Genomic DNA, 14,194 nt, shown 5'->3' on the forward strand with positions numbered 1-14,194 from the left:
TTCGTGAAACCGAGCTATTCGGCGGCGGGGGTTGGCGTTTCCTGCTCGCTGAAGTACATGAGCAGGATGCGGGTTTTGGCTTTGCCTACTTCCTCAACTAGCTGCGCTTCTGTTAGCTCCTTGATTTTCTTTACGGACTTGAACTTGGTCAGCAGCTTATCTGCCGTGACGGGGCCGAGGCCTTTCACGTCGGTCAGCTCGGTTTTGAGCGTGGCGGCGTCGCGGCGGCTGCGGTGGAACGTGATACCGAAGCGGTGCACTTCGTCGCGCATGCGCTGGAACAGGCGCAGGGACTCGCTCTTCTTATCGATGTAAAGCGGGAGCGGGTCGTTGGGGACGTAGATTTCCTCGAGGCGCTTGGCGATGCCAATGACGGCCATTTGGCCCCAGAGGTTCAGGTCTTTCAGGGCCTTTACGGCCATGCTGAGCTGCCCTTTGCCACCGTCTACGATAACCAGCTGCGGCAGGCTGGCGCCTTCATCCACGAGGCGGCGGTAGCGGCGCGACACCACTTCGTACATGGAGTCGAAGTCGTTGGGGCCCACCACGGTTTTGATGTGGTAGTGGCGGTAGTCTTTCTTGCTGGGCTTGGCGTTGCGGAAACACACCATGGCGGCCACCGGGTTGTCGCCCTGGAAGTTGGAGTTGTCGAAGCATTCGATGTGCTTGGGCAGCTCCGTAAGGCGCAAATCCTTGCGGATGGTTTCCATGATGCGCACCTCGTTGAGGTCTTTGCTCCGGTCGTTCATGCTTTCCTTCTCCTTGCGCAGGTACAGTACGTTCTTGATGCTGAGCTCCAGGAGCTTGCGTTTGTCGCCGATTTGGGGCTGGGCAATGACGACGCCCGGCAACGGCAATGCGGGTATGGCTACGTTAGTCAGAATTTCCTTGCTCTGGCTCTCAAACTCCTCCCGCATCTGCATAATCATGGGGGCTAGGATTTCGTCGTCGGGCTCATCGAGCTTCTTGTGCACCTCCACCGACTGAGTCAGGATGATGGAGCCATTCATCACCTTGAGGTAGTTGATGAAGGCCAGCTTCTCTGTGGAGGCTATGCTGAACACGTCGATGTTGGACAGAGAGGCGTTGACGATAGTACTTTTGCTTTGGAATTCGTCGAGGCGGTCAAGCTTGATTTTGAACTGGTGGGCCAGCTCGTACTGCATTTCCTGCGCCGCCTGGGTCATTTTATCGCGGAAGTACTGCTTGGGCAGGCGCAGGTCGCCGTTGAGGATCTGGCGGATCTGCTGGATGTAGCCGTTGTAGGTTTCCTCGTCTTCCTTGGCCACGCAGGGCGCTTTACAGTTGCCGAGGTGAAACTCCAAGCAGGGCTTGAATTTGCCGGCCTCCACGTTTTCGGGCGAGAGGTTGTAGGTGCAGGTGCGCAGCGGATACAGCGCCCTGATCAGCTCCAGCAGCAGGTTCATGCCCGTCACGTTGGCGTAGGGGCCGTAGTAGCGGCCGTCGCCGGGGCGCTTGTTGCGGGTCGGAATCAGGCGCGGAAACCGCTCGTTGGTCAGCAGCAGGTACGGATACGTCTTGCCGTCTTTGAGCAGGATGTTGTACTTGGGCTGGTGCTGCTTGATGAGGTTGTTTTCCAGCAAAAACGCGTCGGACTCAGAATCCACGATGGTGAATTCGATGCGCTTGATGTTCTTGACCAGCTGCTGGGTCTTCTTGTTGTGGTCCTGCTTGGTGAAGTAGCTGCTGACACGCTTGCGCAGGTCAATGGCCTTACCCACGTAGATAATGGTATCCTCGTCGCCGAAATACTTGTACACGCCCGGGCGGTGCGGGAGCTGGCGGATCTGTTCCTGTAGATGTTCTTTGGCAGCCATGAATCGCTGATTTGCGCTGATTGACGTGATTTCGCTGATTTCTGTGCTCGGTCAGCAGGGGCGGTATACGTACGGAAACATACGGCAGCAAGGCAATGCGCTGCATCCTGCAAGTAGCAGCGCATTAAACACAACAAAAAACCTGACCGGTTTATCCGGTCAGGTTTGTGAAAAATCTGCGTAATCAACCTAAGCTGCAATATCTGTGATTTAGATATCCTCCTCGCTCAAGTCGCCGAGCTCTACCTGGTTGAGCTTCTGGTCGTAGGGGATAGTGTCGCGCTGAGTAGCGCCGTTGTAGTAGCGCGAGCAGTCGATTTCGACGTCCAGCGGCTTGCTGGGCTTGGGGAACGGGCCGGTGTTGATGCCGATGCTTTTGTCGGCGTACACCTTCTTCATGAACGTGCCGTAGAGCGGCAGCGCCAGGCGTGAGCCCTGCCCGTAGGCCCCGGTGCGGAAGTGAATGCTGCGGTCTTCGCCGCCCACCCACATGCCGCATACCAAGTCGGGCGTGAGGCCCATAAACCAGCCATCGGAGTAGTTGGAGGTGGTGCCGGTTTTGGCGCCCATCTCGTACGGAAACTTGAAGCCGCCCTTCAAAATGATGCTGGTGCCGCCCTGTTCCTCGGTGGCGCCGCGCAGCATGTAGGTCATCAGATAGGCAGTTTGCTCCGTGAGGGCTTCGCGGGTCTGAGCCACGAACTCGCGCAGCACGTTGCCGTTTTTGTCTTCGATGCGCGTCACCATGATGGGCGCGGTCCAGACGCCCTTGTTCACGAAGGTGCTGTAGGCGCCGGTCAGCTCGTAGATGCTCACGTCAGAGGAGCCGAAGCCAATGGCCGGCACGGCATCAATAGGGGAGGTGATGCCCATGCGCTTGGCATAGCTGGCCACCACGTCGGGGCCCAGCTTCTGCACCAGCCACGCCGTGATGGAGTTCATGGAGCGGGCCAGTGCCTGCCGCAGCGTGAAGGTGCGGCCCGAGAACGAGCCCTCGAAGTTGCGGGGCGTGTAGGCGGGCCGGCCGCGTTCGGCCGGGAAGGTGGTAGCCACGTCGGGGCGCTGGTAGCAGGGCGAGTAGCCCTGGTCGATAGCGGCCACGTACACGAACGGCTTGAACGTGGAGCCCGGCTGGCGCTTGCCCTGCTTCACGTGGTCGTATTTGATGTACTTGTAGTTGATGCCGCCCACCCAGGCCTTAATCTGGCCGTTGAGTGGGTTCATGGCCATAAACCCGGCGTGCAGCAGGCGCTTGTAGTAAGCCAGCGAGTCCATCGGCGACATATTCACTTCCTTCTCGCCGCCCTGCCAAGTGAACACCTTCATCTTGTACTTCTTGTTGAGATAGTACTTGATGGAATCCTTGTTGCCCTCGAAGCGGGCGTTGAGCGACTGGTAACGGGCCGTGCGCTTGATGGACGAGCTCAGGAAGTTGGGAATCAGGCGGCCGTTTTCGTCGCGCCAGGGCTGCTGGCCTTTCCAGTGCTGGTCGAACCACTTCTGCTGCAGCTTCATGTGCTCGGCCACGGCTGACTCGGCGTACTTCTGCATCCGCGAGTCAATCGTGGTGTAGATTTTCAGGCCGTCGGAGTACAGGTCGTGGTCGGTTTCCTTGGCCCAGTCGCGCAGGGTTTTGCTGAGCTCGGTACGGAAGTAGGGCGCAATGCCCTCGTTCTGGTTTTCCACCTTGTAGTCCAGCTTGATGGGCTTCTGGATGGTGGCGGCGTACGTCGGCTCGTCGATGTACTGGTACTTGCTCATCTGGCTCAGCACCCAGTCGCGGCGCTTTTTGGAGCGTTCCGGGTTACGCACCGGGTTGAACCACGACGGCCCGTTCACCAGCCCCACCAGCAGCGCCGACTCTTCGAGCGTCAGCACCCGCGGCTTTTTGTTGAAGAAGGTTTTGGCCGCTACGTTGATGCCGAAAGCATTGGAGCCAAAATCGGCCGTGTTAAGGTACATGCGCAGGATTTCGCGCTTGGTGTAGTTGCGCTCCAGGCGCACAGCCAGAATCCACTCCTTGGTTTTGGTGATGACCATGCCCAGCAGCGGCGCTTCGTTGAGGCGGCCGTTGTTGAGGTCTTCGCGGGTGCGGAACAACATCTTGGCCAGCTGCTGGCTGAGCGTGGAGCCGCCGCCGTTCTTGCCGCCGCGCACGACGCCAGATGCCACGCGCGCCAGGGCTTTGGGGTCGATGCCGGAGTGTTCCTCGAAGCGGGCATCCTCGGTGGCAATCAGGGCATCAATCGTGGTCTGGGCCAGCTCTTCGTAGGCCACTGGCGTGCGGTTTTCGCGGAAATACTTGCCCATCAGCACGCCATCGGCCGAGTACACTTCTGAGGCCAGCTCACTGCGGGGGCTCTCCAGCGTCTTCAGGTTGGGCATCTGCCCAAACAGGTTCAGAAAGTTGATGCTGACGGCAAATACGAACAGCAGCATGCCCACTACGCCGGCGCCAAATAGCAGCCACATGGTGCGGGCCAGGCCCGTGAACCGGCCCGGGTGTTGGGGTTTGCGGGAGGTAGTTTTGGTCTTGGTGGCGGGGTAAGCCATTTTTCTTAATTAGTAATTAAGGATTAGTAATGAGGAATTGGCAACTGACTCACTGGCTGCATTGCGTATTTCTGCAGCTCGTAAGGCAATTACCAATTCCTCATTTCTAATTCTTAATTCATGTTAACGGTACGTCTGCTGGTAGAAGCGCTGATATTCTTCTACGTCGCGGCGCTGGAGCAGCAGCGGCAGATTATCAATACCAATGATGAGGGTTTGGTAACCCGCGCCGCGCAGCTTGCTGAGCGGCGACTGGGGGCCGCGCAGCTTCAGGCCGTAGCTCTGGGCCACTTTGGCGCCCACCAGGCCTTGCACCACCACCAGCTCCAGCGAGTCGCCGAGGGGCTGCTGCTGCACCTGTAGGTTGTTGGCGCGGTAGAAGCGGCCGTTGTAAGTGCTGAGCTGCGTCTGCAGGTCTTTCAGAGCAGCGGCCCCTTTCGGGAAAACGAGCACTACGGCATGGCCGGCTACAGCATTGGCAGTATACGGCGAAGCAGGGGCCGCCGGAGCTGGCGCTGCCGGCGCCGGGGTAGCAGGCGCTGGCGCAGTTGAAGTGGCCGGAGTGGTAGAAGCAGGCGCCGGGGAAGCCGGATTGCTGGTAGCAGGTGCTGCCGGAGTAGGAGAGGGGGCCGTAGCCGGCGTTGTGGTAGCCGGGGCAGCTTTCGGTACTTTCTTGCCGCGGGCCCGCGCCTGCGCCGCCGCCATGCGTGCCGCCTTGGCCGGGTCCATGGCCGGCGCTGCCGGTTTGGCGGCCGCCGCCGAATCCGTGGCTGGCGTTGGCGTGGCTGGAGTAGTGGCCGGAGCCGCCGGAGTGGTGGCCGGAGCCGTAGCTGCGGGAGAAGTGCTGGTGGTTGGTGCCGTTTTAGGGCTGGAATCCGTCGGGGCGGGCTGCTTGGTGGCTGGTGCGGGCGCTGGGCGGGGCGCCGGGGTTTCGTTTTCGCCGTACAGGATCCGCATGCGGTTGTTTACCTCGCCGGGCCGGAACATAGACACATCGGGCTTCTGCGTGGAAGCCAGTGCCCCCACGATTTCGCCAGCCTCATACTTTTTGTAGGAGCCTAGCAGCGTGCGGGCCTCGGTGGCCAGCGGCGAGGAGGCGTAGTCGGTGGCGAACTTCTCCAGCGTGGCCCGGGCCACCAGCGGCGGCTGGGTGCGTAGCGCAATCAGGGCGCGCAGGTAGGCTATCCGGTCGTTGAGGTCGGACTCCGGAAACTGCTTGGTGGTGCGCGCCAGCACCGCCGACGACTTCTTGAACTCCTGTTCCTTGTAGAGCGCAAACGCCGAATCCACCTTCACCACCACCTGCGCATTTACCAGCGAGGTGCGGCGCAGATACTCGGGGTCGGCGGCCAGCCGGGCGTAGGCCGAGGTCGGAAACTCCTGGCGGAGCCGCTGGGCGTACACTTCAGCTTTGGCTAGCTCGTTTTGCTCCTTGTAAATCAGGTACAGGCTGTAATAGGTTTCCGGCAGGTGCTTGCTGGCCGTGTAGCGCTCCAGCAGCTTCTCGTAGGTCTGGGCGGCCGGCACGGGCTCCCGTAGCTGCTGGTTGTAGATGCCGCCCAGCGCAAACAGGGCTTCTTCCACCTGGCTGTTTGAGGTCTTCAGCTGCTCACTCGTGAGCGGAATGTTTTGCCGGTACTGGGCCACCAGCGCCCGTTGCTGCGCTTCCGGGTCGTCGGCCACCTTGCCCAGCGCCGTGGTGGCGCCGGCCGTGACGTTGGTGCTGCCGGCCCCCACCGTATTCACGGGCGCCCCACCGTTGCGCGCCGCCACCGGCGACGAGCTGGCCACGCTCACGAAGCGCCAGTTGTCCTGCAGCGGCCGGTCGCCCCACTTCCGGATAAAGTCGGCGCGGGCCGTGCTCAGGGCCGTCGGGTTGTCGAAGTACCACTTCGCGCCCGTGCTGCCCTCAATGAAGTCGGCCGGGTCGAGGCCGGTCTGCAGGTCGCGGGAGGAGCTGGGGCCGGTGGCCGTCTGGCGGCGGCTGGCCAGCTCCTGCCGGGCCGCGGCGGCTTCGGCGGCCTTGCGGCGGGTGGTTAGCTCGGCATCGGCGTAGGCCACAAGGCGGGTGCGCAGGGCGCTGGTGTCCAGCCGGGCTAGCGCCTGCAGGCTGTCCTGGGTTTCAATGATGGTGTACTGCGTGGCAAAGTCCTTCAGGATGGCCGCCCGCTCGGCCGTGGCCGCGTAGCCGATGGCCTCTTTGGGCAGGTTCTGCACTGTGCTGTCGTAGTAGGCGGCCGCCAAGCGGTACTTCTGCAGGTTCTCATAATAGATGCGGCCAGCCAGCAGGTAGGTGTACGACTTCTGGGCCTGGTTGCTGGTAGCAGCCCGCGCCGACTTCTGCAGCAGCCCCAGCGCCTCCGGGTAGCGCTTCTGCCGGTAGTCGAGCCGCGCCATCTCGTAGTAGATTTTGTCGAGGTACTCCTTGTTCTTGGAGTCCTTAAGCAGCTTGGCGAAGTACTTGTCCAGCCGGGCCTTGTCGTTGTTGTTGAGGTCCGAAACCTGCCCCAGCATCAGCTTGGCGAAGAAATCCAACTCGTAGGGCGGGTTCTTCTTCAGAATCTGGTTGAGCTCGGCGTAGGCCTTCTTATCGTCGCCCTGCTCCTGGTAGAGCTGCGCCAGGATATAGCGCGTGCGCGACCGTTCGTTTTTCGGTTCAATCAGCGGAATGGCCTTTTCCAGGTTCTCAATCGCCTTGGCTGGCTCCCCCACTTTCAGGTAGTAATCGGCCCGCGTCAGAAACAGCTCCTTGGCGTTGGCCTCGCGGCCTTCCTCCTTGTCCAGTAGGTCCGATACAGCTTTGGCGTTTTCCAGCTCCTTGGTGGCCACAAACGTGCGCATCAGCCAGATCAGGGCCTCGTGCTTGGCATCGGCATCCTTGCTGATGCTGTTGACATACTTAAATGTCTTGGCCGCATCCTCATACTCCATCTTATAGAAGCGGCTCTTGCCGATGAGGATGTAGGCATCGTCGGTCCAGTCGGAAGCCGAGCGGTACTGAATCGGCAGCGAGGCCTTCTTCACTACCTCGTCCATATCGGCCGTAATGGCCTTGGCGGCGGCCTCGTCCATCGTCGGGAACAGCGGCAGCACGCGGTTGTAGTCGTTCAGGCGGGCCTTGTACAGCTTGTCTTCCGTTTCGCGCATTTTCTCACGGGCCAGGAAGTAGCCATTGTCGCGCGCTACCACGTTGTCGTAGGCGTGGCCTACAACGCCGCGCCGCTCAGAAGCGCAGCCCCCCACGCCTGCTACTACCACCAAAGCGGCCACAGAGCCGGAAAACAGACGAAAAACCGGAGAAGAAGTCAACACAGATGTCGGGAGCATAGCTTACGAATACGCCAACGCGCAAAACCAGCCGGAATGTTCAGCTTTGGCGCAATGCAGAGGTCATAACGACGCACGTTGGGTAAAATTACGCCTTTTTCCCAGCCGCGCCGGTATCTGCCGAAGGAGCGGTTTGCGTACACCCGTTCCAGCCCGTATTCGGTTACCTTCGCCACTCCCAACCCGCCCCGTCATGCCCGATACTCCCACTCCCCCCATGCCCCCCGGGGGCAATTTTGCCCGTTTTATGGGCGTCGGCTTTCAGATGCTGGCCACCATCGGCCTGTGTACCTGGCTGGGCGTCTGGCTGGATGGGCGCTACGGCAGTGAGCCGTGGGGGACGGTGGGGCTCACCCTGTTCGGCGTGTTTGTCGCCATGTATCTGGTCATCCGGGAGGTATCGGAGAAGTAGCTGCCCGCGGGTGCGCGGTCCGGCCGGCAGCGAAAATACGCTGAATGCGTGGTTGGTAGCCGCGGGCGCCGTACCTTTGCGGCCCCATCCTCTAAATCCCCCCGCGTTGCTCCGCTTTTTCCGCCTGCTGCTGCTGCTGGTTTTGCTGCTCTACGGCACGCTCTACCTGCTGAATGCCCGCTACGGCACTGCCGTCGTGCATCCGCTGGCGCCATATCTGCTGGGGTTTTTCGCGGCACTCACAGCCCTTATCTATTGGTTCACGGCGCGGCTGGTCCGGGCCAACCCCAACCACTTCATGGGAGCCTATTTCGGCTCGATGGTAGCGCGCATGCTGCTGTCGGCGGGCTTGGTGCTGGTGTACCTGCTTACGGGAGGCCGCCGCGAAGGCAACGGGCAGTGGGCATTCGTAGGAAGTTTCTTTGTCTTGTATTTTCTCTTTGCCGGATTTGAAGTCTGGGCCGTTCTGAGTAACTTGCGCCCGTTTTCAAAACCGGGTGAATCGGCGAAATAAGTATTTTGCCATCAAAACCCTAAACCGTTCTGAATGAAGCGCTTACTTGTAGCTCTCTTCTGCTTCCTCTCAGTTGCTGCTCACGCCAACGAGCCTGCGGCAACAACTGTGGAGGCCACCGATAAGGAGGCGTTTAGTCCCGGCGAGATGATTCTGCACCACATCGGCGATTCGCACGAGTGGCATTTCGCTACTATCGGCGACGAAGCCCAGGGCAAGCACCTCACCATTCCGCTGCCCGTTATTGCTTACCGCGCCGGCCACGGCCTGAGCGTATTCTCGTCGTCGCAGCTGGCTGAAGGCAAAGTGTACGACGGCCTGAAGCTGGAGCACGAGCACCTCGAGTCGGAAGACGGCAGCAAGGTATACGATTTCTCCATTACCAAAAACGTGGCTTCGCTGATGCTGAGCGCTGTGCTGCTGCTGCTGGTGTTCACGGCCGTAGCCCGCGGCTATGCCAAGCGCGGCACCGGCGCCCCCAAAGGCATTCAGTCGTTCTTCGAGCCGGTTATCGTGTTCATCCGCGACGAAGTAGCCAAGAAGTCCATCGGCCCGAAGTATGAGCGCTACATGCCGTACCTGCTCACCGTGTTCTTCTTCATCTGGTTCAACAACCTGATGGGCCTGATGCCCGGTGGCGCCAACCTCACCGGCAACATCGCCGTTACGCTCACCCTGGCCGTCCTGACGCTGCTCATCACCCTGTTCAGCTCCAACAAAAACTACTGGCACCACATCTTCGCTACGCCCGGCGTACCAAAGGCCCTGCTGCCCATCATGATTCCGGTGGAACTGATTGGTATTGTGGTAAAGCCGTTCTCGCTGATGGTGCGTCTGTTCGCCAACATCACGGCCGGCCACATCGTAATCCTGAGCTTTATCTCGCTCATCTTCATCTTTGGCAGCGTGGGCGTAGCTCCCGTAACGCTGGCCTTCGGTTTGTTCATCAACATGCTGGAGCTGCTGGTTGCCATTCTGCAGGCCTACATCTTCACGCTGCTGACGGCCATGTACATTGGTGGCGCAGTGGAAGAGCACCACGATGCCGACTACCAGATGGGCGGCGGCGACGGTGCCGACACGGCCCACACCCATTAAGCTCACCCGCGTTCGTTTTTTCTGATTTTTTTGTTTCTCACTTCCCCCAAACCTTTTTTTATGCTTCTTTCTCTGTTGTTGCAGATTGCTAACGCCGCTGGTCTGGCTGTATTTGGTGCCGCTATCGGTGCTGGTCTGGTTGCTCTGGGTGCAGGCCTGGGTATTGGCCGCATCGGTGGTCAGGCTATGGAAGCCATCGGCCGTCAGCCAGAGGCTTCGGGCAAAATTCAGACTGCCATGCTGATCGTAGCTGCTCTGATCGAGGGTCTGGCCCTGTTCGCAGTAGTAGTCTGCCTGCTGATTTCGTTCAAACTCTAGGGATAGAGGTAGTACACGAGCAGCCCGCTGCGCGCGTCGCTTCAGCGCACGGCGTAGCGGGCTGTCTTGGTTTTTCCGGGCTGGCCGGCTGAGCAGCTGTGTTATGGCTGCATCATCGTTGCGGCCCGGATTTTACGGATTCACTACTGATTTCTCTACTCCCTCATGCAAATTGTAACGCCCGAATTAGGCCTTATCTTTTGGCAGCTGGTGATTTTCGGCATCGTGCTGCTCTTGCTGCGCGCGTTTGCCTGGAAGCCCATCCTGAGCTCGTTGAAAGAGCGGGAAAGCTCCATCGATGATGCCCTGCGCATGGCCGACCAGGCCAAGCTCGAAATGCAGCAGCTCAAAGCCGGCAACGAAAAGCTGCTGGCCGACGCCCGCATGGAGCGCGACCGTATTCTGAAGGAAGCCACTGAAGTGTCCAACCAGCTCATCGAGACGGCCAAGACCAAGGCGACGGAAGAAGGCGGCCGCATGATTGTGCAGGCCCGCGAAGCCATTCAGAACGAGAAAAACGCCGCCCTGGCCGAGGTGAAAAACACCGCCGCCAAGCTGTCGATTGATATTGCCGAGCGTATCCTGCGCCGTGAGCTGGCCGACCAGCCCGCCCAGCAGCAGCTCGTCGACTCGTACCTGAAGGAAGTAAACCTGAATTAGTAGCGAGTATTCAGTATTAAGTAGTGAGATTGGGGATGCCCCAAGCCAACCTGTCTTAATACTTACTACCAACTACTCAATACTACAAGCAATGTCTGAACTACGAGTTGCCTCCCGCTATGCCAAGTCGTTGCTCGATTTGGCCGAGGAGCAGGGTACGCTGGAGCAGGTGAAGGACGACATGGACTTGTTCAACAAGACGTTGACCGAGAGCCGCGACCTGCGCCTGTTGCTGCGCAACCCCATCGTCAAGCACGACAAGAAGCTGGCCATCCTGCGCGCCGTATTCGGGGGCAAGGTGTCGAACCTCACCGAGAAGTTCTTCACCATCGTCACCCAGAAAAACCGCGAAAGCGCGCTGGAATTTATTGGTGCCGAGTTTCTGACCCAATACAACAGCCTGCGCGGTGTGCAGCTGGCCGAAGTCACGACGGCTATGCCGCTGACGCCGGCCCTGCGCACGGAGCTGGAGTCGCTGGTTCGCCAGCAGACCGGCCTCCAGCAGGTGACCCTCACCGAGAAGGTGGACGCTTCGCTGATTGGCGGCTTCGTGCTGCGCGTCGGCGACCGGCTCCTCGACGACTCTGTGAGCTTCCGGTTGCGCAAGCTGCGCACCGAATTCTCGAAGAACCCCTACCAATCTCAACTATAATCCACATGGCAGAAGTACGTCCGGATGAAGTATCCGCCATTCTGCGGGAGCAGTTGTCCAACTTCAAAACCGAAGCCGAACTCGAAGAGGTTGGTACGGTATTGCAGGTTGGCGACGGTGTAGCCCGCATCTACGGCCTGGGCAAAGCCCAGTCGGGGGAATTGCTCGAATTTGAAAACGGCCTGCAGGCCTTGGTGCTCAACCTTGAAGAAGACAACGTAGGTGCCGTAATGCTCGGCGACTACAGCGAAATCCGCGAGGGCGCCACGGTGCGCCGCACCAATAAGATTGCCTCCATTCAGGTAGGCGAGGGCATCGTGGGCCGCGTGGTAAACACGCTGGGCCAGCCCATCGACGGCCGCGGCCCTATCCAGGGCCAGACCTACGATATGCCCCTGGAGCGCAAAGCACCCGGTGTAATCTTCCGTCAGCCCGTAACGGAGCCGATGCAGACCGGTATTAAGGCTATCGACGCCATGATTCCGATTGGCCGTGGCCAGCGCGAGCTGATCATCGGTGACCGTCAGACGGGTAAGTCGACGGTAGCTATTGACACCATCCTCAACCAGCGCGAGTTCTATGAGCGCGGCGAGCCGGTTTTCTGCATCTACGTAGCCGTAGGCCAGAAAGCCTCCACCGTGGCCCAGGTAGTAAACGCCCTGACCAAGGGTGGTGCTATGGACTACACCGTAGTGGTTTCAGCTTCGGCCTCTGACCCCGCTCCGATGCAGTTCTTCGCGCCCTTCACGGGTGCCGCCATCGGCGAGTTCTTCCGCGACACGGGCCGTCCGGCTCTGGTAGTGTACGATGACTTGTCGAAGCAGGCTGTGGCCTACCGCGAGGTGTCGCTGCTGCTGCGTCGTCCTCCCGGACGTGAGGCATACCCTGGTGACGTGTTCTACCTGCACAGCCGCCTGCTGGAGCGTGCCGCGAAGATCAACGCTTCCGATACCATCGCCAAGGACATGAACGATCTGCCGGACAGCATCAAGCACTTGGTGAAAGGTGGTGGCTCGCTGACCGCTCTTCCACTCATCGAAACCCAGGCCGGTGACGTTTCGGCGTACATCCCAACCAACGTAATTTCGATTACGGACGGCCAGATCTTCCTCGAAACCAACTTGTTCAACTCCGGTATCCGCCCTGCTATCAACGTAGGTATCTCGGTATCGCGCGTGGGTGGTAACGCCCAGATCAAGTCGATGAAGAAAGTGGCTGGTACGCTGAAGCTCGATCAGGCCCAGTTCCGCGAACTGGAAGCCTTCGCCAAGTTCGGCTCCGACCTCGATGCCTCGACCAAGCTCACCATCGAGCGTGGCCGTCGTAACCTCGAAATCCTGAAGCAGCCCCAGTTCTCGCCCCAGCGCGTGGAAGATCAGGTGGCCGTTATCTACGCCGCTACCAACGGTCTGCTCGACCAGGTGCCCGTAAATAAGGTGCGCGAGTTTGAGAAGGAGTTTGTGCAGGTACTCAACACCCGCCACCCCGAGGTGCTGCAGGGTCTGAAAGCTGGTAAGCTCGACGACACCATCACCGGCGCCATCCGCCAGGTTGCCAAAGACCTGTCGGCGGTATACGCTTCGAAGTAATTCATTAGTTGTCAGTTGTTGGTTGTCAGTTGTCAGGAAGAAGGTGCCGCAAGGCCGCTTCACTAAAACTGACAACCGACAACTAGCAACTGACAACTCATTTTCACGAGAATGGCTAGCTTAAAAGAAGTCCGTAACCGCATCGTATCGGTGCAAAGCACGCAGCAGATCACCAAAGCCATGAAAATGGTGGCGGCGGCTAAGCTGCGGCGGGCGCAGGACAACATCCTGCGTATGCGCCCCTACGCGCAGCGGCTCAACAGCATCCTGACGAATCTGACGGCCCAGGTCGGCGACGACGTGGTGAGCGAATACGCCGAGCAGCGCGAGGTGAGCCGGGTACTGGTGATTGCCATTACCTCGGACCGCGGCCTGGCCGGTGCGTTCAACAGCAACGTGTTCAAGGGCGTGAATGCCCTGGTACAGGAGCGCTACGCCGCGCAGGCCGCCGCCGGCAACGTCGCCTACATGGCTATCGGCAAGAAGTCGCACGACTACTTCAGCCGCCGTGGGGCAGTGGTAGGCAACTACACGCACGTGTTCGGCAAGCTGTCGTTTGACACGGTGCGCGAAGCGGCCGAGCAGGCCATGGACGGCTTCCGGGCCGGCCAATACGACGAGGTGGTGATGGTCTACAACGAGTTCCGCAACGTGGCCACGCAGATCATCCGGACGGAGCAGCTGCTGCCGCTGGTGCCAGCCGAGCCTAACCCGACCGCCGTGCAGACCTCGAACGTGGATTACATCTTCGAGCCCTCGAAAGAGGAAATCGTGCAGACCCTGATTCCTCAGTCGCTGAAGGTGCAGCTGTATAAAGCTGTACTGGAAAGCAACGCTTCGGAGCACGGCGCCCGCATGACGGCAATGGAGAAGGCCACCGAAAATGCCGGTGAGCTGCTCAAGTCGCTGAAGCTGACCTACAACCGGACGCGTCAGGCCGCCATTACCACCGAGATTCTCGAAATCGTGGGTGGTGCGGAAGCCCTGGCTGCCAGCCGGTAAGACGAGTCGTTTTACAGAAAAGCCCCGTGACCGGTTGGTCGCGGGGCTTTTTTTGTGCCTGGCGGGGCCTCCTATCAGCCAAGGGTCGCATCTCTACACCGTCCCAACGGCGCGCACCACCGGGTGTTGCGGCGCGACCCTTCGCGTCTCGTCGTTGCTGAGGTTGGTATAGCCCGGCGGCTCTGGTCGAGCGAACAGGAGACGCGAAGGGTTGCGTCTCTACGCTGCGCC

The 14,194-nt window shown here is 59.9% G+C and carries 11 protein-coding genes; 8 read left to right on the forward strand and 3 right to left on the reverse strand.

From position 1 onward, the window contains the following. Positions 1-14: 14 nt before the first annotated feature. The 3 genes from uvrC to porW all read right to left on the reverse strand — a co-directional run bounded on the left by uvrC (position 15) and on the right by porW (position 7,703). Positions 15-1,838, reverse strand: coding sequence for an excinuclease ABC subunit UvrC (gene uvrC, locus O9Z63_RS18915; RefSeq protein ID WP_270126954.1), 1,824 nt, complete (start codon positions 1,836-1,838; stop codon positions 15-17). Positions 1,839-2,048: 210 nt separating this feature from the next. Then, positions 2,049-4,391 (reverse strand): penicillin-binding protein 1A, encoded by a 2,343-nt coding sequence (locus O9Z63_RS18920; protein ID WP_333490326.1) that lies wholly within the window; start codon positions 4,389-4,391, stop codon positions 2,049-2,051. 123 nt (positions 4,392-4,514) lie between these two features. Beyond that, a complete protein-coding gene (gene porW, locus O9Z63_RS18925) occupies positions 4,515-7,703 on the reverse strand; it encodes a type IX secretion system periplasmic lipoprotein PorW/SprE (protein ID WP_270126956.1) in 3,189 nt (1,062 codons plus the stop codon). Positions 7,704-7,911: 208 nt separating this feature from the next. Between porW and O9Z63_RS18930 the strand changes: the two genes are divergently transcribed. The 8 genes from O9Z63_RS18930 (at position 7,912) to atpG (ending at position 13,963) form a co-directional block, all read left to right on the forward strand. After that, on the forward strand, positions 7,912-8,130 hold the full coding sequence (locus O9Z63_RS18930) for an AtpZ/AtpI family protein (RefSeq protein WP_197062960.1): 219 nt from the start codon (positions 7,912-7,914) through the stop codon (positions 8,128-8,130). A gap of 10 nt (positions 8,131-8,140) precedes the next feature. Further along, positions 8,141-8,644, forward strand: coding sequence for a hypothetical protein (locus tag O9Z63_RS18935; protein ID WP_270126958.1), 504 nt, complete (start codon positions 8,141-8,143; stop codon positions 8,642-8,644). 33 nt (positions 8,645-8,677) lie between these two features. Beyond that, positions 8,678-9,742 carry a F0F1 ATP synthase subunit A gene (gene atpB, locus O9Z63_RS18940; protein WP_270126959.1) on the forward strand — a complete coding sequence of 355 codons (1,065 nt, stop codon included), beginning with the start codon at positions 8,678-8,680 and terminating at the stop codon, positions 9,740-9,742. Positions 9,743-9,802: 60 nt separating this feature from the next. Further along, complete coding sequence (gene atpE / locus O9Z63_RS18945) at positions 9,803-10,060, forward strand: ATP synthase F0 subunit C (protein ID WP_044000749.1); 258 nt, start codon at positions 9,803-9,805, stop codon at positions 10,058-10,060. Positions 10,061-10,225: 165 nt separating this feature from the next. Continuing rightward, positions 10,226-10,720 (forward strand): F0F1 ATP synthase subunit B, encoded by a 495-nt coding sequence (locus tag O9Z63_RS18950; RefSeq protein ID WP_044014664.1) that lies wholly within the window; start codon positions 10,226-10,228, stop codon positions 10,718-10,720. A 91-nt stretch (positions 10,721-10,811) separates the two neighbouring features. Further along, positions 10,812-11,372, forward strand: coding sequence for an ATP synthase F1 subunit delta (gene atpH / locus O9Z63_RS18955; RefSeq protein WP_270126962.1), 561 nt, complete (start codon positions 10,812-10,814; stop codon positions 11,370-11,372). A gap of 5 nt (positions 11,373-11,377) precedes the next feature. Continuing rightward, on the forward strand, positions 11,378-12,961 hold the full coding sequence (gene atpA / locus O9Z63_RS18960) for a F0F1 ATP synthase subunit alpha (RefSeq protein WP_270126964.1): 1,584 nt from the start codon (positions 11,378-11,380) through the stop codon (positions 12,959-12,961). A gap of 111 nt (positions 12,962-13,072) precedes the next feature. Beyond that, positions 13,073-13,963 carry an ATP synthase F1 subunit gamma gene (gene atpG, locus O9Z63_RS18965; protein WP_270126966.1) on the forward strand — a complete coding sequence of 297 codons (891 nt, stop codon included), beginning with the start codon at positions 13,073-13,075 and terminating at the stop codon, positions 13,961-13,963. Positions 13,964-14,194 lie beyond the last annotated feature (231 nt).

Source organism: Hymenobacter yonginensis (assembly GCF_027625995.1).
GTDB classification, from domain to species: domain Bacteria; phylum Bacteroidota; class Bacteroidia; order Cytophagales; family Hymenobacteraceae; genus Hymenobacter; species Hymenobacter yonginensis.

Coding starts and splice junctions, on each gene's coding strand:
- uvrC (WP_270126954.1), bottom strand. CDS start 1,838: ATGGCTGCCAAAGAACATCTACAGGAACAGATCCGCCAGCTCCCGCAC.
- O9Z63_RS18920 (WP_333490326.1), bottom strand. CDS start 4,391: ATGGCTTACCCCGCCACCAAGACCAAAACTACCTCCCGCAAACCCCAA.
- O9Z63_RS18930 (WP_197062960.1), top strand. CDS start 7,912: ATGCCCGATACTCCCACTCCCCCCATGCCCCCCGGGGGCAATTTTGCC.
- atpB (WP_270126959.1), top strand. CDS start 8,678: ATGAAGCGCTTACTTGTAGCTCTCTTCTGCTTCCTCTCAGTTGCTGCT.
- atpE (WP_044000749.1), top strand. CDS start 9,803: ATGCTTCTTTCTCTGTTGTTGCAGATTGCTAACGCCGCTGGTCTGGCT.
- O9Z63_RS18950 (WP_044014664.1), top strand. CDS start 10,226: ATGCAAATTGTAACGCCCGAATTAGGCCTTATCTTTTGGCAGCTGGTG.
- atpH (WP_270126962.1), top strand. CDS start 10,812: ATGTCTGAACTACGAGTTGCCTCCCGCTATGCCAAGTCGTTGCTCGAT.
- atpA (WP_270126964.1), top strand. CDS start 11,378: ATGGCAGAAGTACGTCCGGATGAAGTATCCGCCATTCTGCGGGAGCAG.
- atpG (WP_270126966.1), top strand. CDS start 13,073: ATGGCTAGCTTAAAAGAAGTCCGTAACCGCATCGTATCGGTGCAAAGC.